The sequence below is a fragment of the Agarilytica rhodophyticola genome, assembly GCF_002157225.2.
GTDB classification, from domain to species: domain Bacteria; phylum Pseudomonadota; class Gammaproteobacteria; order Pseudomonadales; family Cellvibrionaceae; genus Agarilytica; species Agarilytica rhodophyticola.
In genome coordinates this window covers 5,916,454-5,940,410 of record NZ_CP020038.1, presented here as the reverse complement: position 1 = coordinate 5,940,410, position 23,957 = coordinate 5,916,454, and the positions used below count along the sequence as shown (strand labels likewise).

General features: G+C 40.1%; 19 protein-coding genes. 9 read left to right on the top strand and 10 right to left on the bottom strand.

Features of this window, described 5'->3' with window-relative positions:
* Positions 1-278: 278 nt before the first annotated feature.
* A complete protein-coding gene (locus BVC89_RS24555) occupies positions 279-809 on the bottom strand; it encodes an outer membrane beta-barrel protein (protein WP_086933740.1) in 531 nt (176 codons plus the stop codon).
* A gap of 84 nt (positions 810-893) precedes the next feature.
* On the bottom strand, positions 894-1,667 hold the full coding sequence (locus BVC89_RS24550) for a L,D-transpeptidase family protein (protein ID WP_245929222.1): 774 nt from the start codon (positions 1,665-1,667) through the stop codon (positions 894-896).
* A 758-nt stretch (positions 1,668-2,425) separates the two neighbouring features.
* Between BVC89_RS24550 and BVC89_RS24545 the strand changes: the two genes are divergently transcribed.
* Positions 2,426-2,638 (top strand): cold-shock protein, encoded by a 213-nt coding sequence (locus BVC89_RS24545; RefSeq protein WP_086933739.1) that lies wholly within the window; start codon positions 2,426-2,428, stop codon positions 2,636-2,638.
* 368 nt (positions 2,639-3,006) lie between these two features.
* Here the strand turns inward: BVC89_RS24545 and BVC89_RS24540 are convergent, their stop codons facing one another.
* Positions 3,007-5,406, bottom strand: a complete 2,400-nt coding sequence (locus BVC89_RS24540; RefSeq protein ID WP_483860574.1) for a DUF748 domain-containing protein — start codon at positions 5,404-5,406, stop codon at positions 3,007-3,009.
* A 163-nt stretch (positions 5,407-5,569) separates the two neighbouring features.
* Positions 5,570-5,974, bottom strand: coding sequence for a hypothetical protein (locus BVC89_RS24535; RefSeq protein WP_086933737.1), 405 nt, complete (start codon positions 5,972-5,974; stop codon positions 5,570-5,572).
* 222 nt (positions 5,975-6,196) lie between these two features.
* Between BVC89_RS24535 and BVC89_RS24530 the strand changes: the two genes are divergently transcribed.
* From BVC89_RS24530 to BVC89_RS24515, 4 genes are read left to right on the top strand one after another with little or no spacing between them, the layout of a single operon-like run.
* Positions 6,197-7,264 (top strand): efflux RND transporter periplasmic adaptor subunit, encoded by a 1,068-nt coding sequence (locus tag BVC89_RS24530; RefSeq protein ID WP_245929220.1) that lies wholly within the window; start codon positions 6,197-6,199, stop codon positions 7,262-7,264.
* Between the two features lie 32 nt (positions 7,265-7,296).
* Positions 7,297-7,998: an ABC transporter ATP-binding protein gene (locus tag BVC89_RS24525; protein WP_086933736.1), complete on the top strand. Its 702-nt coding sequence runs from the start codon at positions 7,297-7,299 to the stop codon at positions 7,996-7,998.
* Positions 7,995-9,158: an ABC transporter permease gene (locus BVC89_RS24520; RefSeq protein ID WP_086933735.1), complete on the top strand. Its 1,164-nt coding sequence runs from the start codon at positions 7,995-7,997 to the stop codon at positions 9,156-9,158. The genes BVC89_RS24525 and BVC89_RS24520 overlap by 4 nt, the downstream gene beginning before the upstream one ends.
* Position 9,159: 1 nt before the next feature.
* Entirely contained in the window at positions 9,160-10,353 is a 1,194-nt protein-coding gene (locus tag BVC89_RS24515) for an ABC transporter permease (protein WP_245929218.1), read from the top strand.
* A gap of 99 nt (positions 10,354-10,452) precedes the next feature.
* Here the strand turns inward: BVC89_RS24515 and BVC89_RS24510 are convergent, their stop codons facing one another.
* Complete coding sequence (locus BVC89_RS24510; RefSeq protein WP_216825042.1) at positions 10,453-13,143, bottom strand: M16 family metallopeptidase; 2,691 nt, start codon at positions 13,141-13,143, stop codon at positions 10,453-10,455.
* Between the two features lie 300 nt (positions 13,144-13,443).
* On the opposite strand from BVC89_RS24510, the gene BVC89_RS24505 reads away from it, so the two are divergent.
* Entirely contained in the window at positions 13,444-13,884 is a 441-nt protein-coding gene (locus tag BVC89_RS24505) for a hypothetical protein (RefSeq protein WP_086933733.1), read from the top strand.
* Here BVC89_RS24505 and glnG read toward each other — a convergent pair.
* The 3 genes from glnG to glnA form a co-directional block, all read right to left on the bottom strand.
* Positions 13,878-15,323 (bottom strand): nitrogen regulation protein NR(I), encoded by a 1,446-nt coding sequence (gene glnG, locus BVC89_RS24500; protein ID WP_086933732.1) that lies wholly within the window; start codon positions 15,321-15,323, stop codon positions 13,878-13,880. The two genes, BVC89_RS24505 and glnG, sit on opposite strands and share 7 nt — an antisense overlap.
* Positions 15,316-16,386, bottom strand: coding sequence for a nitrogen regulation protein NR(II) (glnL, locus tag BVC89_RS24495; RefSeq protein ID WP_086933731.1), 1,071 nt, complete (start codon positions 16,384-16,386; stop codon positions 15,316-15,318). The genes glnG and glnL overlap by 8 nt, the downstream gene beginning before the upstream one ends.
* Before the next feature lie 513 nt (positions 16,387-16,899).
* Positions 16,900-18,306: a glutamate--ammonia ligase gene (gene glnA / locus BVC89_RS24490; RefSeq protein ID WP_086933730.1), complete on the bottom strand. Its 1,407-nt coding sequence runs from the start codon at positions 18,304-18,306 to the stop codon at positions 16,900-16,902.
* Between the two features lie 353 nt (positions 18,307-18,659).
* On the opposite strand from glnA, the gene thiI reads away from it, so the two are divergent.
* Positions 18,660-20,144, top strand: a complete 1,485-nt coding sequence (gene thiI, locus BVC89_RS24485) for a tRNA uracil 4-sulfurtransferase ThiI (protein ID WP_086933729.1) — start codon at positions 18,660-18,662, stop codon at positions 20,142-20,144.
* An 18-nt stretch (positions 20,145-20,162) separates the two neighbouring features.
* Positions 20,163-20,609, top strand: a complete 447-nt coding sequence (locus BVC89_RS24480) for a hypothetical protein (RefSeq protein ID WP_086933728.1) — start codon at positions 20,163-20,165, stop codon at positions 20,607-20,609.
* A gap of 67 nt (positions 20,610-20,676) precedes the next feature.
* Here the strand turns inward: BVC89_RS24480 and BVC89_RS24475 are convergent, their stop codons facing one another.
* Positions 20,677-21,219, bottom strand: a complete 543-nt coding sequence (locus BVC89_RS24475) for a porin family protein (RefSeq protein ID WP_086933727.1) — start codon at positions 21,217-21,219, stop codon at positions 20,677-20,679.
* A 285-nt stretch (positions 21,220-21,504) separates the two neighbouring features.
* Between BVC89_RS24475 and typA the strand changes: the two genes are divergently transcribed.
* Positions 21,505-23,319, top strand: coding sequence for a translational GTPase TypA (gene typA, locus BVC89_RS24470; RefSeq protein WP_086933726.1), 1,815 nt, complete (start codon positions 21,505-21,507; stop codon positions 23,317-23,319).
* 178 nt (positions 23,320-23,497) lie between these two features.
* Here typA and BVC89_RS24465 read toward each other — a convergent pair whose 3' ends face one another.
* Positions 23,498-23,848 carry a response regulator gene (locus BVC89_RS24465; RefSeq protein WP_086933725.1) on the bottom strand — a complete coding sequence of 117 codons (351 nt, stop codon included), beginning with the start codon at positions 23,846-23,848 and terminating at the stop codon, positions 23,498-23,500.
* Between the last annotated feature and the right edge of the window lie 109 nt (positions 23,849-23,957).

Here is a 23,957-nt window from a genome sequence, read left to right as displayed (position 1 = left end):
GCCATTATATTGTTGAGCACAAGCATGATGACAAGAACGAAGAAAAAAAAGGAATAATAGATATCTGGTGTGATTCTTACGATAGGCGTAAACAGTGTGGCGTCTAAAGCATTGATGTTGACGGCCTCTATTGCGTCTTACTTAAATATACAGATTAAAAGCATTTTTATTTAAACATGATAAGTGAACTCTTACTTATTTAGCTATTATAGTGTCTGTTGTAGTTTTCTTTAATAAATTAATATTATTAACTTCTTAAAGAAAACTTTTCTTATTACTTAAAAAGAATAGGCAAAACCAGCACTTATATTTTTAATGTTCTCATTTAATATATCCAGCTCTTGATACTGGATGCGCAGTGCAATATTTTTCGAAGCGTACCAAGAAATTCCTGCACCGTATATTGCATCAGAGTTGTTGTCGTTGTTTTTCGAACGAATGAAGGCGCTGGTAGTAATATCAGGTGATTCTAAATTCCAACAATATAATCCTGCTTTTATAAATACGTCCAGTTCGTGAAAAACCGGAATAAATGCGAGCAGCGATAAACTTGTTCCTTCTATATAAAACTTTGTTTCGTCCAGGCTATTGAGGTCAACTGTCGCTTCACCAAAATCCAGCCAAGAAGCTTCAAGTGCAAAGTTATCGTTAAAACGATAACCTCCGATTAGCTCAATTGAAGTAACCTCTTTATCTGTACCATAATAATCTGTTGAGCCAACAGCTGTACCAACATAAATCTCTGCAAAGGTTGCCCGAGATAGAAGTAATATGAGTAATAAAATCCAGTAGGATTTTAATGCATTCATAACATTGCTCTATAAGATTAGTTTCAGAGCAATCTACAATAATTGTTATTAACAGTAGCTTAATTGCTGCTTGATTGTAGGGAGTTAATTGAGGCTTCTACGTATATCGGTGAATGTATAATGTCCATTGTTTACCTCCACGTTGGGAGGGTAACCGTGGTTGTTAAAAAAATCGTATCCTTTTTTTAACTCTAGCCAAAAATCATATGAGCGATGATCTTTGTATTTTACTAAGACCCTATCAGTAAGTTGGAATGGGAAGATGTGAACTCTAAAAAATGACTGATTATTTTTAAGAGCTGCTACTGCCATAGAGTATATTTCCTCAATATATTTATCTGTCATTGCATAGCAACCTATTGATACGCAGTCTCCATGCACCATTAGATAATTACCTGTTCTTCCGTAGTAGCGGTCATAAGCATTTGGGTAGCCTAGGTTAAAAGATAGATGAAAACGGCTCCAGGGGTTGAGTTGATTTTTCGTGACAAAATAAAATCCCTCTGGACTCTGCCTGTCTCCTTGCTTAATTTTGGGGCCTAGTGCACCAGAAAAGTTACATATTTCATAAGTTTTAAACAGCTTGAATTGCTTCTGTTTGTTTTCTACCCATAGTTCTAATTTCCCCGGGATCTTAAAAATTCGAATAAAAATAGGTGAGCCATATGTCAAATTTTTATTATGCAGGCCTGTTACTAAGTCTTTCTGTGTTCTCAGAATAGCTTGTTCCGCCCTAGCACTAGTGGGGAATTTATCCGTTTGCGCTTTGGTTACAGATGCTGTAAGCAATAATAGTAATGCATAGACAGAGTATATTGTGGCTGAAAAACTTCTTTCTTTATGCAATGTTATGTACATATTTGTTCAAGCTAATCTGGGTCTACAAGCATTATTTTCTACAAGAAATAGTACGCCCCCTTTTCCTACTTTCAACTTTATTACCACGTTAATAGTTTAAGGGGATTGTCATTAATTGGAGATTTAAATATTGCTAAGGGTGTCATAGTATCGGGAGCAAATCAAACTATACCTGTAGTTATAAAATAGTTGACTAAAAGCAATGACTCTTCAATTTGACGACTTCAAATTATTGCACAATAGATTTAGCAACATTAGCCTGAAAGCATCAACATAAAGCATATAAACTGTCTCAAATAATTTTTCTATATACATGGCAATAAATACTCGTCTTTATGACATTTCCGCCCGTTCGTTGTATAACAAAATGTCGTACTAAATTTGTGGTCAAGTTTTTAAAGTGTTTGTTGTAATTGTTATCGAAAAAAATTTAAGTGATATGCACGAATATCAAATAATTTTATCGTTTGATAGGATTTTGAAAGGTTAATTTGGCAGCAAATACATTTTTTTTGAATGGATATTCTTATGATTTGATAATTGAACAAATTATTGCATCAATTCAATATAATTCTAGTTTGACTAAGGGTTAAAAGGTTTTATAATTGTGTCCATCTGGAAGTATGTCTTATATTTATGCACGTAAACTCGAAAAACTTTATTTAGTTGCTCGTCCTGTTTTTTCATAAGTAATAGCACCACTTCTAGCACTACTACCTTACAGGTAATACTTACTCTTGAATTGATAGGATATGGCTATGTCTAATAATAAGACTACTGGTAAAGTTAAATGGTTCAACGAATCCAAAGGTTTTGGTTTTATTGAACAAGAATCTGGCCCTGATGTTTTTGCACATTATAGTGCAATTGATGGCACTGGCTTTAAAACACTTGTTGAAGGCCAAAAGGTTGAATTTAATGTCACTCAGGGTCAAAAAGGCCCCCAAGCTGAGAACATTATTGTTCTATAAGCTTACTTAATGTGATGGAATAGAGCCATAGGCGGCGTTGCCTATGGCTTATTTTTTATAATTTAATGGCAATTATAAAGACGTAAAACCCCTTAGTTTCTTTCCAATATATAGCTTCCTAAACTCCTTCTAATACTATTCAGTCTATCTTCAAAACTCTTTTATAAAATTCTGACCAAGTGTGCAGGAATTTACCCTTGCTTTATTCTCGATGCTTTCAGTAGCGTAATAAATAAAGTAGAAGCTTATGCTAACAGTAATCCTGCAAGCTTCAGCTTTATTTGGCTAAACAAATTCTACATATCCATATGTTCAAGCGAGCAGTTATTTAATCCATAAAAGCGTGCATTAAAAAATGTATCAATAGGTCAGATTTTAATTTCAACCCTGGGCTGTGCTTTTTTGCCAAAGTTAATTTGCGGATTACAAATCAGCATACGGGAAGATTCTAAGTTTCCTACATCTACACTATATTCTTTAAAATTTTCAGCGCGTTTTTTTGCGATATTTCTTAAACGATCCAGCTCTTCTTCTTCAGTTACTTTAGTTCCGGGTGGTAAATTAATATCCTCAGGTGTGGCAAAACCGCAGACTCTTACTTGGGTTTTAGGTTTATCTTTCATAAGCGAAATGAACTGCTCCATGTATTTAAACTGCGTTTCTTCAATATCTGTAGCCGTCGGAGAAAATGGTAATTTCTCAAAGCGCAACTTCATCGCGAATTCTCCCGCACTAATAGCGACGGATACTACACTTGCGTAAGGTACAAAAGTTTGCATAAGATAGGATTTTGCTTGAGACATAGCGGCTTTTTTGGTGACCAAGAGTAGAAAACTACTGAGCCCAAAAGATGGGTCATCCACGCTGCCGCTCATGGGAATATTGAGTTTAATATTGCCCTTTTTATCTTTTAGCATACCCAGTGCAACATTAAGAGGGATTGCTGTTTGCTCCTTCAATACAGATGGATCTGGCTTGCTCTCTGCAGAGCTCATATCGAGCCCTCTTATAAATAGGCCCACTTTACCTTTGAGCTTAGATTGCTTGATATCAACATCAATATTGGTATCTAATTGGCCACTTTTTAGTTCAAAACCCAACGCCTGTTTTACATAAGATGATAGTGGCGGTAGAGATAGCTCATTAACGTCACCTTTTACATTCGCATTTACGAGGTCAGTAAATAATGCGATCCCTCCATCTAGTTTGATCTTTGCATATTTATTACTACGACCAGAAAAATGGAAAGGGCTTAGATCTTGTCTCTGACTGTCTATATTACCGATGTTAAATTCATCTATATATAGTGTACGTTCGTATTCCGGCTGTACACTCTTGTCTAGGAAATGCACTGTGTTATCACCCTGCATAACAATATTTCCTATTACTATGCCGAGATTGCTCTCTTTGCCGGTAGTTTGTTCTACCTGCTCAGAGGCAGCCTTAGAGTTGTTACTTTTCTGTTGAGATTGATCCTCGTTTTGAGAGGGGATATCAACTAAATTTGTCAGAGATTTATCTTGCCCCAATAATATATGGCTATCCAGATTACTTATGTTTACTTTTTCAACAGATAGTTTGTTTTCAGAAAAGCTTAGTTGTTGCACCGACATATTTTTTAAGGCAGCCAACGCAGGAAGCTGTTGCTCATTGTTTTTGTGGGAAGCTAAAAAATCTACCAGTTTAATTTCATCTATAGCGGCAACAATGTTTTCTGGTGTAGGTAAACCTGGAGAACTTACAGATATTGTAGAAAGAGTAAGTGCTTGCAAGCTAGTTAGAGTATCTTGATTGGAGGTATTTCTTAGGGAGAGCCCTTCGACGCTTGTTTGGCCTGTGATCATGAGATTCGAAACAGCGTCGTTAGCTATTTGCAGTTCAAGGTTATTTAACTCTAATGCATACTTATTCATGTTTGCACTATAGTTTTCTTTTTGCGTAGTAATATCCTCTAGGGTCAGTTTCGTATTAGAACTCGAAATATTTGTACCATTGTTTGATATCTTTATCTCCGACTGAAAGTTAGCAGATAACTTGCCATCTAGACTATCTAAGTGAGATGCTAGTTGCGATTGAAACTGTTTTAGCTGGATATTCTTGACTGAGAGCTTCGACGATATACTACCCGATTTTTCTGAAAAATTTATCGATGATGTAATATTAACATCGCCTTGTGCGGCACGTGCTTTTAGAGATATATTCAACGATTGTGAATCTGAAGTTATTTGATTTTTATCTATATCAAGCTCTTTCAACTCTAGTGTATAAAGCTCATCATTAAAATGTATATTGATGCGCATTTCATCGAGAGATAAATTAGGTGCTTCTATCGTATAGGGAAATTTTTGATTATTCTGCTCCTGCTTTTCTTCGGATTTTTCCGATGCTGGTAACTCTATACCTGCAATCTCTTGCTTGTTATCAAATACACTAATATCTATATCTGCAGCCTCTATTGAAAATGTTTTGATATAGATGGTATCAAATAGCAATTTATGTAGATCTACCTCTAATTCGGCTTTTCCTATTTTCAATGAAGTCTTATCTTGTTTTAAGAAAGCTAAATTATTTACAGATATATTACTGGTAAAAGGGTTATAGCGAACAGTAGTATTTTCCGACAAGCTTACCTTGTATAGGGCCAATGCTTTATTTGCATAGTGGTGGATAAGCATGGGGGATGCTGCCCAGACCCCTAAATATATAGTGAAAGTTAGTAAGATAAGAAATGTAAAAATACTAAATAAAATTTTTGTAAAACGTTGCATGAGCATTCAGTGATAATGAGTTTTAATTATTACTATCTATGGCTTGTGAAGCATAATTGGTTTTTGCCCCGTGAAATATTACATTGATATATATGACAAAAGTCAATGCAATTTCCTTCAAAGTATCATTACTATAGTGTTAACAGTCCCTAGAGACAGATAATCATGTATGTGAATCGGAGCCATCAAAAGGAAGTTCTAATATGACGTTACTATTTCTCAATGCATCTTCTTTGCCTCGGTATAAGCGGATTGAATTGGGCAATATTAAGATGATGTACTGATCAATAAGCTCGATAAAGCCAGAGATATGACGCACTACCCACGGGGTATCCGACATGTTAAAACGTATGCTGTCAGGCAGAGTCGCTAGTTTGATAATACCGTTGCCTAATGGATCTGAGATTGCTGCTGCGCTTTTGTATAACGCGATGGCATTATGGCTAATAACCAAGACTTTGCCGCCAACAAAATGGAGAATCTCGGCATAATACTTATCGCCGGAAGAGGAAGTAATATAATGGGCTTCCACTGATTCAACCATATTGGTACTACTGTCGATTAACATGTCGCCTACCTTTGCAACCTATATTCAGAGTGTAATTATTCTGTATTAGTGGTTGATGGGCAATCTATTTTTATACAGCAGAGTCATTGGCATGGTAGTTATTGAATATTGTATATAGTCGCTTGTTCCCGAAGGCTCCGTTGGATAGGCTCACAGCCATAATGGGGCCGTGTTAGATGGATGGCACTGGGTAATTATGAACTATGAGGTTTCGATAGAAGAGTGCAACAGAAAGAAGATAAAAGCGAGTTACTGAACCAACTCAAAATTGATAGAAGTGAGCCAAAAGCGCACAGGTTATCTTTTAATACCTTGGCTGCCGTATTGTGTGCTGCATTAGTTGTCATGCTTGCAGTCTACTTGGCAAAAGATGAGAGTGTTTCCCCTGTGGTTGCTCAATTATTGCCTGAGGAGGAAAAGCGAACCCTCATAAAATCTGTGAAAGCAGCTAAGGACACACAGCGTCTAGAGATGGCTATTCAAGAAGAAGCGCGTAAAGAAGGGATGAATAAGCAGGGCGCCATATTGAATGCCTCTGGATATGTATCCGCTAGACTCATCGCTACCGTTTCATCTGAGGTCATGGGTTTGATTACTGAGGTGAAAGTTGAAGAAGGCATGCAAGTTGAGCAAGGCCAGGTTTTAGCAAAGCTTGACGGCTCAGTCAGTGCTATAAATCTTGATTTGGCTAAAGCTCAGGTAGCTGTAGGAGAGGCGCAACTGCGCAGTCTCAAGGCTGATGTCAATGAGGCCAGGCGAGTGTTGGATCGAGTTTCAAACCTAGAGAATGTTGATTATTCAAGTGAAGCAGATTTAACAAGAGCCAAAGCAGATCTCGAAAAAGCGCTTTCGGCATTGGCAACAACGAAAGCTAATATTGAAGTTTCTAAGTTACAGGTAGCTCAGCAACAAGAAGTTTTCGACAACCACACTATACGAGCGCCCTTTGCCGGTGTGGTAACAGTAAAAAATGCTCAACCTGGAGAAATCGTTTCTCCTAGTTCTGCTGGAGGCGGTTTTACACGTACCGGAATTTGCACCATCGTGGATATGAGCTCTCTTGAGATAGAAGTTGATGTTAATGAGGCATTTATCCGAAGGGTTTATTCTGGACAGAGAGTAGTAGCTAACTTAGATGCGTATCCACAATGGGATATTCCCGCAAGTGTTATCGCTATTATTCCTACTGCCGATAGAGCCAAAGCGACAGTGAGAGTACGTATTAAAATAGATCTTAAAGACAAGAGAATACTTCCTGATATGGGGGTAAAAGTAGCGTTTCTAAAATAGGCCTTACAAAACGGGGAATGAGGTGTAACAGAATGAGTGAAGAACAACTATTTAAACTCGAAAGCGTTTCAAAAAAGTTTGTGCGAGGTCGAGAAGTCATCACCATATTTGACGATCTCAATATGTCTATTCCAAAAGGAGATTTCTTGGCAATTATGGGGCCTTCAGGTTCAGGCAAAACCACTTTACTCAACATGCTAGGAGGTGTTGATCAATCGAGCCAAGGAAAAATATTCTTTGATGGCAAAAACATCAGTGAGTATAGCCAAGAACAGTTAACAAAATGGCGTGCTGACCACGTTGGCTTTATTTTCCAGTTTTACAACTTAATGCCAATGCTGAGTGCAGAACGTAACGTTGAATTACCTCTATTATTAAAAAGTGTGAGCCGCGATCAACGTAGAAAGAGTATTGAGGCAGCTCTTAAACTTGTGGATTTACATGAGCGTGCTAAGCATCTTCCACGAGAGCTATCAGGTGGTCAACAACAGCGAGTTGCTATTGCCAGAGCATTGGTATCCGATCCCGATTTTTTACTGTGTGATGAGCCGACAGGCGATTTGGATCGGGCCACGGCAAAAGAAATTCTCGAAATACTACAATTATTAAATGCCGAGTTTGGCAAAACTATTATCATGGTCACTCATGACCCTGCTGCCGCAAAATATGCTAAACGCACATTGCATCTTGATAAAGGTATGTTTGTCGATCAAGCGTCCGAGGTGGCAGTATGAACGATCTATATTTAATTTTTAAAAATCTGACTCGTAATCGCACGCGTTTTATTTTAAATAGCTTTGCTGTATTTACTGCTTTTTTCTTATTTGGCTTATTGGGAGCTTTAAAGGGAGCGTTTGATGCAGGTATTGAATTGTCAGCAGATAATCGCCTAATTGTTGTTAACAAAATTAACTTTACTCAACCTTTACCTATTGCTTATGTTAATAAAATAAAAGCGATTGATGGAGTTAAAGACCTAACATATGCCAATTGGTTTGGAGCCTACCACCAAGATCAGCGCAAACCCATTGTAGGTTTTGCCGTAGATCCACAAAGCTATCTAGCGGTATATGAGGAATTACAATTATCTACCGAGGAACGTGAAAATTGGTTTAATGAAAGACAAGGAATGGTTGTTGGTGAAGCCTTAGCAAAGAGTAAAGGTTGGCAAATTGGCGATCGTGTTCCTATCTCGTCAAATATTTTTTCTAAAGAAGATGGTTCTCATGTTTGGGACATGATAATTAGTGGAATTTTTACTGCGAAAGATAAGCAAGCTGATACCAACTATTTGATGTTTCACTATAAATACTTTATCGAAACACAAACATTTGGCAGTGATTGGATTGGCTGGCTAATACTGACAACAGATAACTCTGATATAAACGCTGAAGTCGCCAAGTCAATCGACGCATTATTTGCAAACTCCGCTGCAGAGACAGAAACAAGCACGGAAAAAGCCTTTAATAAAGCTTTTATCGAGCAGATTGGAAGTATTGGACTTATTATTAGCTCCGTCGTTTTAGCTGCATTTTTTACAATATTGCTTATTGTTGGCAATGCGATGGCATTAGCTGTGAGAGAGAGAACCCAGGAGTTGGCAGTGCTCAAAACTTTGGGTTTTCCGTCCTGGAGAATCTTTCGCATGGTATTGTCAGAATCAGTATTTCTCTCTGCTCTGGGAGGAGTTCTTGGAATGTTGCTCGCATACTATGCTGTGTCAGGTTTGTCTAATGTACCGCAAATACGAAATATGTTGCCGAACTTAGTTATGACATCAGATGTGGTTGCTACAGCTTTGGTATATATATTAATGCTGGGGTTTGTGACAGGCTTTTTCCCCGCATGGCGAGCTATGAAACTTAACACCATAGATGCTCTGAGTCGGGGGTGAAATGATGGATAGTATTTTACGTCAAATAACTGCGGTTGTTGCGATGAATATTCGTAGCCTACCACAAAGGCTTTGGATGTCATTAGCAACTATTCTTGCTGTGGCCGTTGTCGTTGCGGTGCTACTGGCCTTTTTAGCTATGGCTAATGGTTTTAAAGTAACAGTAGCAGGCTCAGGCTCCAACGCTTTAGCCATCGTTATGCGAGATGGGGCTCAAGCCGAACTAAACAGCGTGTTAATGCGTGACCAGGTAAATATCCTTGGTAATGCGCCGGGGATAAAAAAGGATGATGCAGGGGCCATGTTATCTGGCGAATTATATGTCATTGTGGATGGCTATAAAAAAACTACCGGTACAGAAGTTAATCTTCCCTTCAGAGGACTATCTTCCCGGGGTGTCGCTATGCGAGAAAACATTAGTATTGTCGAAGGCAGGATGTTTGAAGAGGGAAAGAATGAAATAGTTGTAGGTGCAGGTGTATTAAGAGAATTCGACGGTTTTGATCTCAATTCCGAAATAAAGTTAGGTAAAGCAAAATGGCGTGTAGTGGGAGTCTTTGAGGCTCAGGGATCAGTTTTTGAAAGTGAACTATGGACGGATGTTCGAACTTTACAAAGCCAATTTAATCGCGGTAGCTCCTATCAGTTGGCGAGAGTTGCTTTGCAGTCACCGGGAGATATCTCTCAGATCGAAGCGTTTATAGAAAATGATCCACAGTTGAATTTAGATATTACAACTGAAAAAGATTATTTTCGTCAGCAAGCAAAAGGTACATCTGATTTTCTATTTTATTTAGGCTGGCCACTTTCTATCATTATGGCTTTGGGGGCACTATCTGGTGCATTGAATACTATGTATACGTCAGTTGCCCAGAGAGCTGTTGAAATTGCTACCCTGCGAGCTATCGGCTTTAGTGCTGCCTCTGCTTTTGTTGGAACTATGGCAGAAGCTTTAGTGTTAGCTTGCATTGGCGGCGTTGTCGGAACACTTGCTGCATATTTATTTTTTGATGGCATTACTGCCTCAACCTTAAGTAGTAACTTTTCGCAAATTGTATTTTCTTTTGATATTTCTCTGGAGGTACTACAAAAAGGTTTAATGCTAGCTCTGGTCATTGGCTTTATAGGTGGGGTCTTCCCTGCATGGCGCGCAGCAAAATTACCAGTAATCGCAGCGTTTAATGTTAATGGATAAAGAGGAAAGGATCTTAAAAACTTTGCTGGTAAATTCTGAAAAAAGGCGGTAAGCCTTTTTTCAGAAACTATATTTCTTTGTTGTTATGGTTGTATAAGCTTACTCTTTCAAACTAGCAAAATCGCCAGCTTTTACAATCGACATAGTTTTGGGCGAGAGATACTTTCGCATAACACGATTAACATCTTCTACTGTAAGCTGGCGTATCTTATCTTGAATTTCTTTTTCTTGAATAAAGGTAAATTCATCGTTATAAAAGCTTCTAAGGGTTTGTGCCAATACTCTATTGTCGCTACGTGTTATTTTAGCTTGGTCGAGTAAGCCTTCTATAGACGATGATAACTCTTGTTGCGTAAACCCTTCATCGTATGCTCGCTGCATCTCCTCTTTAAATGCCTTTTCTACTTTTTCTGTATTTTGTGGTGCACTTATAGCATAAGCGAAGAAGCGACCATTTTCGTTAAAACGATCTAGACGTAGGAACGCGCCTACACCATAACTTAGGCCATCTTTTTGGCGAATTCGGGATGCTAAGCGACTATTTAAAAAACCTCCACCAAGCATACGTGTAATTACGTATAAAGCCGGCGCATCTTCATGTTTATGAGTAAGATCTAAATTTCTTGCCGCTACAAAGAATGAATTTTTCTTATCAGGCGTTTCTATTTTTTCGTTGAACAACTCTACGTCTTGGAATAACTCTTTCTCTCTTTTATATTTGATTTGGCTTTTCCAGTCTGAGAACTGATCAAATATCTGCTGGTTAATGTTTTTGTAATCAAAATCGCCAGCGACACCTACTTGAATATTCATACTGCCAAAATTTTCTTTATAGAAGCTTTTTACATCCTCTAATGTAGTGGACTCTAATGCTTGGCGATATTCATCGAATGTTTCCGCATGATACATGTGGCCTACAGGGTAGGTGTTTAAGTTAGATAATAGCTTGTTGAAAGCCAGGGCTTGTGGGTCGGTGCTGTCGGAACTTAGTTTTGAAAGTTTCTGAGCTTTTAGGAGGTTAAACTCCTTCTCAGGAAAACTAGCTGTCGTCAGCACTTCGTGTATTAAAGCAATCACTTTCGGAAGGTTTTCCCTAGTAGTCTCATAGGACGCTGTAATCGATTGAGCATTGTGGCCTATGCCCCCTTGTGCCTTTAAACTATCAAATTCATCTTGCAGGTCTTCACGACTGAGTCTCTTGTTACCACGTAACAGCATAGCTGCAGTTAACTCATGAACTGAGCTTTTATTTTGCAAAGAATTCTCGTTGCCCAATCCTACTCGAATGTTTATAAATACCGATTCGCCCCGTGTTTTAATTGGAACTGCTGAAATTTTAATACCACCTTGTTTATTTCTAATTTCACGCTTCGATATGTTTTCTAAAGTTGCATCAAAAGCTTCACCTTGGCTAATGACTTTTTTACCTTTGTAGCCCTCAACCAGTTCTTCAATATTAGGAGCTTGAGTTATTATTGCTCGCTCTGGCTCCTTTGTTGGTAAGAACTGTCCAAGAGTTCTGTTAGAGGAAATAAGGTATTTCTTCGCCACTCTTTGCACATCTTCAGCGGTGACTTTTTCTATTCTGTCTCTATTAATAAACAACATACGCCAGTCACCAATACCAATCCATTCACTTAAATTAATCGATATTTTTTGGGAGTCATTAAACGCCAGTTCTATTTGTTTAAGGGTTTTTCGTTTTGCGCGTTCTACTTCTTTATTAGTGATAGGTTTTTGGGCGATATTTTCCAGTGTTTCAAGTAGCGCAGAAGTGCTTTTTTCAATATCTGTATTAGCGTCTACCGTTGCATTAAAATAAAGTAGCCCCGGCTCTTTTTGCTGATTAGGCCATGCCCAAGTTACGGTTGCTAATTGTTTTTCAGTTAAATTTTTGTGTAGTCTCCCAGTTGGCGAATCACCTAAAATCGAGGAAAGAATATCTAGTGCTGCGAAGTCTTCGTGGATACCTGAAGGAATTTTATAAGCAGCCGCAACTACTTGTTCACCCCCGACACGACGCAGAGTAATACTGCGTTCACCATCTTGTACTTGGTCAACAGTGTAAAATTCAGGTAGGGTTCTCGATGGTTTTTTTATTTTGCCAAAATATTTTTTGACGAGCTTTAAGGTTTTGTCTTTATCGATTTTACCTGCGATGGTAAGTGTCGCATTATCAGGTTGGTAGTACTTTTTATAAAAATTTCTAAGATTCTCTATCTTGACGTTTTCTATGTCTGAGCGTGCGCCTATGGTTGAATTGCCATAGTTATGCCAATCAAATGCTGATGAGTAAATACGCTGTATTAAAATTTGTACTGGAGAATTTTCCCCACGTTCAAATTCATTGCGCACTACTGTCATTTCACTATCGAGATCTTTTTGTGCAACAAAGGAATTTACCATCCGGTCGGCTTCCATAGACAAAGCCCAGTTGAGATTTTCTTCGGTTGCTTTAAATGTCTCATAGTAATTGGTGCGTTCATACCACGTGGTTCCATTGGCTTGTGCACCGTGATCAGTCATTTCTTTGGTTATATTTTTATGTTTCTTTGACCCTTTGAATAGTAAGTGCTCAAGCAGGTGAGCCATACCTGTTTCACCGTAGTTCTCGTGCTTTGATCCTACCTGGTAGGTAATATTGACGGTAATTGTGTCTTTACTTTCATCGGGGAAAAGCAGTATCTGTAAACCATTATCAAGTGAATACTCACTTATCCCTTCTATTGTTTGAATCTCTTTAATTTTAGCTGCATTTGCCGCACTGCAGAGTACGAGTAGTGATAGCAAAAACTTCAACTTTATTAAGTAGCAACATATCGAAGTATGGCGTCTCGTAGTTCTTTCCATTAGTAGGTCTCTAGTTATTTATTGTATAGGTCATTTGTGCAGAGCAAAACCATCAGCTACGACGGCTATTCTCGTTGAGCTCTTTCGACTGTTAAAGCTCAGTTAATGTTCCTCTTTGTAGGCTACAAGCGAACAAGTCAACTTTAAGTCTCTCATTTGATGGCTTGTTAAACAGTTCAGCTCGGATTCAGCTGGACATACATAGACTAGCACTGTACCTGAAACAAGAGGGTTTTAGAGATGAAATTGAGTTGGTTATTTTTTATTGGCAGTATCAGTTTATTTGCAGCAGGTTTATCTGAGGCAGATGACGACGATGATGATGATCGCAGAAGCAGGTATCGCGAAGGTCAGCACTATGAGCACCATCGTCATGATTCACGTCGCGGCCATAGCTATAATCATCATCGTCGTCATCACTATGAGCACCGTAATCACCGTAGGTACGACGATCGCAAGCGCCGTCGCCGTGAGCGAAATTACTTTCTAGGGGGAGCTTTGGTAGGTGGATTAGCGACTCATGCATTTCATCGACACAATCGTCATTGTCCCGATGATCATTATCGTCGCCAACGTCGCAGCCACTACTATACAAGTAACAGCTACGGAGAGTGTTTTAAGGTAAAACGTCGTAGAGGTCGAGATGTCTATGTAGAAGTGCCCCGTCATAGATGTTATTGAGGGGCTTCTTGAACAGTGTCCTCGTTGCTAGATGTCATGTTAAGTTCTTTTAATTTGCGTGTGAGAGTGTTGCGGCCCCAGCCTAGCAGGTTTGCAGCATCTCTTTTACGCCCAGCAGTATGTTTTAGCGCCGTCTCTATCAATGCTCTTTCAAATGTAGGCACTGCATCGGAAAGAATATCTTTTTGTCCGCAAGCTAAACTCTGGTCAGCCCACTGACGCAATGCTTTTTCCCAGTCGCCACTGGGCGCTTCGTTTACTTTGGTTTCTACAAGCTCTGGTGGTAAATCGGCAATATGTACCTCACGGCCTGAGGCCATCACGGTAATCCAGCGACAAGTGTTTTCAAGCTGTCTAACATTACCAGGCCAAGACAAACGGCTCATATATGCCTCAGCATCTTGTGATAACACTTTTGGCTCGACATTCAACTCCTTGGCCGCAGAGTTGAGGAAGTGCTGAGTAAGTTTGGGAATATCTTCACGTCGATCTGCAAGCTTAGGTAGATGTATCCGAATAACGTTAAGGCGATGGAAAAGGTCTTCCCTGAAACGATTTTGTTCCACTAAATCTTCCAGGTTTTGGTGTGTTGCTGCAATGATACGGACATCAACCTTAATGGGAGTATGTCCGCCTACACGATAAAATTCTCCATCTGCCAGTACGCGCAATAGCCGTGTTTGTGTTTCAGCTGGCATATCGCCAATTTCATCTAAGAATAATGTTCCTGAGTTCGCTTGTTCAAAGCGTCCTTGCCGTTGGCCTCCGGCACCTGTAAATGCGCCTTTTTCGTGACCAAATAGTTCTGATTCAATCAAATCTTTTGGTATTGCTGCCATATTTAATGCGATAAAAGGGCTCTCACGACGAGGACTATGCATGTGAAGTGCACGTGCTACTAGCTCTTTACCAGTGCCCGATTCTCCGTTGATAAGCACGGTAATATTAGATTGGGAAAGCCGGCCGATTGCTCGAAAAACCTCTTGCATTGCAGGAGCTTCACCGATGATGTCGGTATTTTCATCCGCTGGCACCATGCTACTTCCAGCTACCATCGGATCTACTTCATTGGAATGTACTAATGCTCGCTGTGTAACAGCTACGGCTTCATCGACGTCGAAGGGTTTTGGCAAATATTCAAAGGCACCGCCTTTGTATGCTGATACAGCGCTGTCCAGGTCTGAATGGGCCGTCATAATGATGACAGGGAGATCAGGGTAAATATTTTGAACTTGCTTGAGCATAGCTAAGCCATCAGTTCCCGGCATTCGCACATCACTAACAATCGCGTTTGGCTTTTCACTTTGTAAGCGCGACAGTACTTTATCGCCGGTTTCGAAGCTATTAGTATTGATTCCAGCATTTTGCAGGGCTTTCTCTAATACCCATCGAATTGAACGGTCATCATCTACTATCCAAACTACATTAGATTTATGCATGTCTCTTTCCTAAAGGTATATATACGGCAAATTCTGTATGGCCTGTTTCACTATTGCACTCTATTAAGCCATAGTGCCGACCGATTAAATTCTGGGCGATAGATAAGCCAAGGCCAGAGCCTTCAGCTCTTCCTGTAATCATTGGGAAAAATATATCGCCAACGATGTCTTTAGATATCCCCGGCCCGTTATCAGTGATACTGACTTTTACCACCAGTGGGTAGTTGATTCTGCCAATGGTGTAGCGCAGTTTTATTCGTGTAGTAATGATAACGTTAGGGTCTTGCTGTTCTTGGTTTTCTGTTAATGCTTGAATTGCGTTGCGCACTATATTGAGAAAAGCTTGCACTAGTTGAGTTTTGTCCCCCTCAATATTCGGAATACTGGGGTCATAATCTCGTTTGATTTCCACGTTACCCTGAACCTCCATCCTGACAACAGATACAACGTGCTCAAGTACTTCATGAATATTGAGACTTTCCATATCTGGCGGTGTGCGAGGCCCAAGCATGCGGTCAACTAAGTTACGCAGCCTGTCTGTTTCATCAATGATTATTCGGGTATATTCCTCTAATTGAGAATCGCCCAGTTCGCGAGATAGTAGTTGTGCCGCGCCTCGGATACCTCCCAGAGGGTTCTTGATCTCATGGGCCATACTTCGAACTAGGTTGCGAGATGTCTCCTGTGATGAGATCCATGCCTCTTCACGGCTTATCCTTAACAAACGATCTAATGGTTGAATCTCAACGGTGATATAGCCGATTTCAGGTGTCGGTGTGACTGTGTAGTCCAAGGTCACTTCTTGCTGATTATGCAGTTTCCAGCACACTTGCCTGCGAGTAAAATGACGATTTTCCTCGAGGGCTTCTTGCAAGGATTTAGGTGTTCCATCTTTGACACCAAAGCAAACTTCAATAGACTTTCCAACCAGGTGCTCACTACTAATTCCCATAAGTGACTCGGCTGAAGCGTTGAGATAGGACACTTTTAGCTGATAGTCCAGCACAATAACGGCTGTCGTCAGGCTATCTAGGATTTGTTTGTAGCTTGCTTGCTCTACCATGGGTCATCGGTTTAAATAGTGTTATAGGCAATATGCAATTTGTAATCCAACCTTGAACCATTTAACCTTCTAAATCTTGATTAAGTGTGTATTAAGGATATTTATATTGCTATAAAAGGAAAAAACAGCATATCTATTTGCTAGTTGGCGCATTTTATGGTGGTTTCCTCCTCTATGCTGTTACGCAGATATAAAGGCAGTGTGACGGTTTTATCATCGTTATTCTGTCTAATGTGCCAAGTTCATTAAGTCTCTAAATTCAGTATAGCTATTTTTTGCACCAAAATAGTGATTTCTCTTGTTGGGCTATATTCTGTGTATGTTTTTAGTGCGTTAAGCTTAAAATATCGACCTAAAATAGATTAAACTACAGTGCGACACCTGCTCGTATACTTAAGCTTCGGTGCATAGGATGGTGTGGTTTTAGGTGTGGACAGTGGGTGAGGAGAACATATTTTCTAGCTATAAAAAAACCCGCTTACGCGGGTTTTGATTAGAAAATTATCGAGTGGACTACACTGAGTAGTACATAGAGAACTCAACTGGGTGAGTTGTCATATTCAATGTTTCAACTTCTTCCTTTTTAAGCTCGATGTAGGCATCAATCATATCGTCTGAGAATACACCACCAGCAGTTAAGAACTCACGATCCTTATCGAGGGCATCCAAGGCTTGCTCGAATGAGGAGCAGACTGTTGGGTACTCAGATTGCTCTTCTGGAGGAAGATCGTATAGATCTTTATCTGCTGAATCCCCTGGATGAATTTTATTCTTAATACCGTCAAGACCAGCCATTAACAATGCCGAGAAAGCCAAGTAAGGGTTCGCTGTTGGATCAGGGAAACGTGTTTCAATACGCTTACCTTTTGGCGCGCTCACATATGGAATACGAATTGATGCTGAGCGGTTGCGCGCAGAGTAAGCAAGAATAACTGGAGCTTCAAAACCTGGAACCAAACGCTTGTAGGAGTTAGTTGATGCATTACAAAATGCGTTCAATGCACGGGCGTGCTTGATAATTCCACCAATGTAAAACAATGCTGTTTCACTTAAACCCGAGTAGGCATCTCCCGCGAACTGGTTAACGCCGTCTTTAGAGAATGATTGGTGAACATGCATACCACTACCGTTGTCGCCAACTAGAGGCTTGGGCATGAAGGTCGCTGTTTTACCATAAGCGTGAGCAACGTTGTGGACGCAGTATTTTAGAATCTGAACTTCGTCGGCTTTCTTGGTCAAGCTATTTGCACCAACACCAATTTCACACTGTCCTGCTGTACCAACCTCGTGGTGATGAACTTCAATTTCTAAACCCATTTCTTCCATAGCTGCACACATTGCACCACGGATATCGTGCAGAGAGTCAACTGGAGGAACAGGGAAGTAACCACCTTTAACGCCTGGACGATGGCCCATATTGCCGCCGTCGATAGAATTTTCTGATGACCAAGCGGCTTCTTCAGAGGATACTTTATAGAAAGCACCGCTCATATCTGAGCCCCATTTGATATCGTCAAAAACAAAGAACTCTGGCTCAGGACCAAAGAATGCTGTATCGCCTAGACCTGTTGATTTTAAGTATTCTTCTGCGCGCTGGGCGATGGAACGAGGGTCACGTTCATAACCTTGACCAGTAGATGGTTCGACAATGTTACAGCGGATGATAACAGTAGGTTCGTCAGTAAACGGGTCAATAATGCTAGAGCTGTCGTCTGGCATTAGAATCATGTCTGATTCATTAATTCCTTTCCAGCCAGCGATTGATGAGCCATCGAACATTTTGCCTTCTTCGAAAAAGCCTTCGTCAACTTCTGATGCTGGAATAGATACGTGTTGTTCTTTTCCTTTTGTATCGGTGAATCGAAGATCAACCCAGCGGGCTTCTTTTTCTTTAATCAGGTTCAGAGTATGTTCTGACATATTAAGAATTCCTCCACAGATGGCCCCAGCCATAGATATATTATTAATGCGGTTCGAATGTTAGTCTCTCGCCTCAGTTGGGCAGTTGCCATAGTAATGCAATAAATCTGAGACGCAAGATTCAAGCTTTAGGAAACCGCAAATTATGTGCCATAATATAAAAATAGTTTCAGGCCACGTCTAATCAGAGGTTAGGTCAATATATTTACAAGTGACAAGCCATGAGGTGCACTTTTTTGGTGCTTAAATATTTTTATGCATTAAAATAAGGCGATTCATTGTGGTTGCAGTCGACCAGTGGTTCACTAAGAGTTCATAAAGAGTTAATTATTACGTAATTAGTAGTTGATTAGATGCAAACACTCCCTAAAAGCCATGATTGTTTAATTTTTAGCGTTCGGTTATTTTCTGAGATAACAGTAAAAAGTGCACCAGTGCGTAAACGTTGGACAAAGCTGTTGGCTCAGAATATCCGTACTTTAGGTAGAAAAGTTCACGAGCGCACAAGCGTTGTGCAGGACTGGGATAGGCTGACGGTGCGTGTGCCTTCAAACTGTGCCAATACCAGAGCTGCTTTTATCGATCTTTTGGGACGAATACCTGGTATTACTAATTTCCTGGAAGTAAAACCCTATCCTCTTAAAGATATGCATGATGTCTATGAAAAGACCTTGCCTCTATGGAAGGAGGAGTTGGTGGCTAAAACCTTCTGTGTCAGGGTAAAACGCAATGGCGAACATTCTTTTAGCTCCGGAGATTTGGAGCGCTATGTCGGTGGAGGCCTTAATCAGAATATTGCCACTGCCGGTGTGCGTTTAAAAAAGCCTGATGTCACTATACATATTGAAGTCAAAGACGATGTGTTCTTCGTCGCGGCAGGTAAATATCCCGGTATGGGAGGTTTTCCTCTAGGAACACAAGAGCCTGTCATGTCATTGGTATCAGGAGGATTTGACTCCACCGTAGCTAGCTTTCAAATGATAAACCGCGGCATGCGAACACATTTTTGTTTTTTCAATTTAGGTGGGCGTGCCCATGAGGTTGGCGTTAAGGAAATTGCTTATTTCTTGTGGAGTAAATATGGCGCTAGTCATCGTGTAAAATTCATTACAGTACCTTTCGAGGGCGTGGTCAGCGAAATACTGGACAAAATAAACCCCTCGAATATGGGGGTTGTACTAAAACGCATGATGTTTCGTGCAGCTGAGAAAGTGGCGCACAAAGGTAACATCGAGGCAATTGTAACTGGTGAGGCTATCTCTCAAGTATCCAGCCAAACTATTCCCAATTTATCTATCATTGATCGTGTTACTGATATGTTGGTTTTACGGCCATTGATTGCATCGGCCAAGCCGGAGATTATCCAACAAGCGCGTGATATCGGGGTAGAAGATTTCTCCGCTAACATACCAGAATACTGCGGTGTGATTTCGGTCAAACCTTCAGCTAAAGTTAATATATCGAAGTTATTGGAAGATGAAGCATCCTTTGACTTTGCCATACTTCAGCAGGCTATTGAGAGCTGTAAAGTTCAGTCGATCGATAGTGTTATGGATGATTGTGTGGAGGTCGCTACAGTTGAAAAGACGGCCGATTTACCCGCACAAGCGATAGTCATTGATATTCGTCATCCGGATGAGCAAGAAATAAAACCTTTTGGTCAACCAGATAATGAGGTTTTGTCTATACCCTTTTACAGGCTTAATACTAAGTTTGAAGAGTTGGATAAAAGCAAAGACTACTATTTATATTGCGATAAGGGTGTAATGAGCGAATTACACGCATCTCATTTAAAAGAATCTGGTTACCCCAATGTGTTTGTGTTTCGGCCAGAATAGTTCTTGAGGAGCCTTTTAATGGGGCAAGCAAAAACGAAGCAAAATATTATTGTTATTTGTATTGCGCTTACTGTGATTGTGTTGTCTGTTTTTGCCACGGTGCTTATTAATAAATATGCAACGGGCTCTTCTGAAGGCTCTGCCAGTGGTCATCAGAACATTACCTTTACCGATGCCGTTGTCACTTGCCGAGATAGGACAACGAAAAGCTATGGCGATAGAATCCGCAACTTGGTTACAGATAATCACTCAAGTAGATTCGATGAAAAACAATATGTTTATAAAGTTTTCCTTAAGATGGATTTAATGAATAAACGGGAAAAAATACCCAAATTGCATTATGTTAACTGCTTTGTTCGAGCAAAAAATGGTGATATTCGTAAGTATGATGTTTTCAAAAGTGATGAGGAGAGAGGCAAAGAAAAGGATGATGGAACAAATATGTTTGGTATGCCTAAGAAATAGCCTCTGACAGATTAGCCCAGTACTATGACTGGGCTGATAACACTGAGGAGTATTAGCACAATATTAATTAAAAGCGATAATCCACATTGGCTGATACGGTAGAAAACTCATTATCGTCGTCATCGAGAATCATGCGATACTCAAAATTTAAGTTCCAGCTTTCTTCAATAACAAAACCAACGCCGCCTCCGTAGGAAAGGCCTGACTCACTATTTGAGTTATCTCCTGCGGCACTGTCTACACTGACAGAGATGGTAGAAAAGCCAAACAAACCATAAATTTTAGCCCTGTCATTCACTGTTTCCGGGCGCCAATAGATGGAAGCGTAGTAATCTGTACTGGTTTCTATTTCATTACCAGCAATCGTTGATGTCTCGTCAGAGATACCTAGGCCGATACGGGCATCTACTCCTAAGAAGCCGTTATACTTGTAGCCACCGACCAAGTCCAAAGTGGTAAAGTTAAGATCGTTGCCAGATGCATCAGATGTGTTTGCATCAATAAAACTGACACCGCCCCCTACATAAAATCTATCGAGCTTTTCAAAGATCGATTCTGCTGCGGCAGAATTTGCTAATAATATCAGCGAGGCCAGAGTCAGGAATCGCATTTTCAATCTCCCATAATGTGTTTTTTGTTATATACAGGATCTTAGCAAATAAAGCGTCATCTGTGATCCTACATATTGGTATTTATGATCGAACATGTCTAAAAAACGCATTTTTGTCACTTTTTTTTGGTAAAACTTACAAGATAAAACGCGATACATACTAACGCTTAACTAAAGAGCAATATATAATGCGCGCCTTTTGATCAATACTCGTCCATATTGGCCGATAGGGTTAAAAGGCCCTAGCTTGATTGTAAACCTACCTATTTACGAGGCTTCCCAGAAGTGATAGAGAAACTTCGCAATATTGCGATAATTGCACACGTAGACCATGGTAAAACTACCTTGGTCGATAAACTATTGAGCCAGTCTGGAACTTTGGATCGCAAGGATGAAGGTGCTGAACGCATCATGGATTCCAATGATCAGGAGAAAGAACGCGGCATTACTATTTTGGCAAAAAATACGGCGATAAAATGGAATGATTACCGTATCAACATTGTCGACACACCCGGACACGCCGACTTTGGCGGTGAAGTAGAGCGTGTATTATCTATGGTAGATAGTGTGTGCCTGCTGGTAGACGCTGTCGACGGTCCAATGCCACAAACGCGCTTTGTTACCAGTAAAGCTTTTGAAAAAGGTCTTAACCCCATTGTTGTAGTCAACAAAGTTGACCGTCCTGGTGCTCGTCCAGACTGGGTTGTAGACCAAGTATTTGATTTGTTCGATCGCCTTGGCGCAACTGAAGAACAACTTGATTTTCCCGTCATTTACGCATCTGCTTTGAACGGTGTTGCAGGATTGGAGCCCGACGCTTTGGCAGAAGATATGACGCCTCTGTTTGAAATGATTGTCGATCAGGTGCAGCCGCCAGAGGTAGATGTGGAACAGCCCTTCAAAATGCAAATATCGGCTCTGGACTACAATAGCTATGTTGGTGTTATAGGAGTGGGACGTATTACTGCAGGGCGCTTGTCTCCTAATCAACAAGTGGTTGTGGTCGATATTGAAGGTAAAACGCGAAAGGCCAAGGTGCTGCAGGTGATGGGCTATCATGGTCTTGAGCGCATCGATACAGATCAGGCAACCGCTGGTGATATTGTCTGTATTACAGGTATTGATAAATTGGGAATCTCCGACACTCTCTGTGATCCCGATAATGTTGAGTCGATGCCTGCGCTAACCGTAGACGAGCCAACCGTTAGTATGACTTTCCAGGTCAATGATTCACCATTTGCAGGTTTAGAAGGTAAGTACGTTACTTCAAGAAATATTAAAGAACGCCTTGAACAAGAATTGATCCACAATGTGGCGCTGCGAGTTCAGCCTGGTGATAGTGCCGATAAATTCATTGTTTCAGGTCGTGGTGAACTGCATCTCTCGGTTCTCATTGAAAGTATGCGTCGGGAAGGTTTTGAATTGGGAGTTTCTCGCCCTGAAGTTATCCAACGAGAAGTGGATGGAGAAATCCAAGAACCTTATGAAATGGTCATTATTGATATTGAAGATAGCCATCAAGGGCCGATTATGGAGGAGATCGGTTTGCGTAAAGGGGAGCTGCGCAATATGGAACCTGATGGCAAAGGGCGCGTTAAACTAGAGTTTATCATTCCTTCTCGAGGACTCATTGGCTTTAGAGGTTTATTTTTAACCTTAACTTCAGGCTCCGGTATTATGACCAGTATCTTTGACCACTATGGCCCGGTTAAAGAAGGCGATGTCGCAAAAAGACAAAATGGCGTTTTGGTGTCAATGGTTAAAGGTAAAACTCTTGCCTATGCTTTGTTCAGTTTGCAAGATCGTGGCCGTCTGTTTTTAGGTCATGGTATTGATGTATATGAAGGGCAGGTGGTCGGTATCCACTCACGAGCAAATGATTTGGTTGTTAACCCAACCAAGGCAAAACAATTGACAAATATTCGTGCCGCTGGAGTGGATGAAGCTCTAACATTGTCGCCACCGATCAAACATACTCTTGAACAAGCATTGGAATTTATTGAAGATGATGAGTTAGTTGAAGTGACACCTGATTCAATTCGGATTCGTAAAAAGCTATTAACTGAGAATGCGAGAAAACGAGCGCGTAACGCTAAATAAAAGATTTATATCTTAAAGACTGTTAGCAAGTAGTAGACAACAAAAGCCCTTTTATTATAAGAGGGCTTTTTTTTTAAAGGCATCTTATGCTGGTTTGAATTTAAAAAGTTCCTTATAAATAAATATTTTGGCGTTAATTAATTTTTGTTGTCATTAAATTTATGCCGTCTGCCCATAATTAAATAGACGAAATTGTTTCTAATATTTGATCTGGGGTATAGGGTTTTGATATCAAACCTTTTCCTCCCTGTAATTCTCCCCAAACTCGATCAGCTTTCTGATTTTTACTGGTAACAAAATATACAGGAATATTATTGGTAATATTATCGTTAGTTATTTTTCTACATGTCTCAAAACCATCGGCGCCATCCATTAAAATAATGTCAGGCTGAAAAGCCTTAGCTTTTTCTATAGCTTCGCCTCCATTTGATGCGGTATATACTTGATAGCCAGCATCTTCCACAATATTTTTAAGGCTTTGTAAATCTCTTGGGGAATCGTCGACGACTAAAACCGTATTGGCAGGCATGTATTTATCCTCTATTTTTTATTGAGAGATTATAAGTGTTAACAGCCCCTAGTATTTGTCAAAATTTGTAACCACCTTCTTATGAAAAGTATTACTGACACACACCATT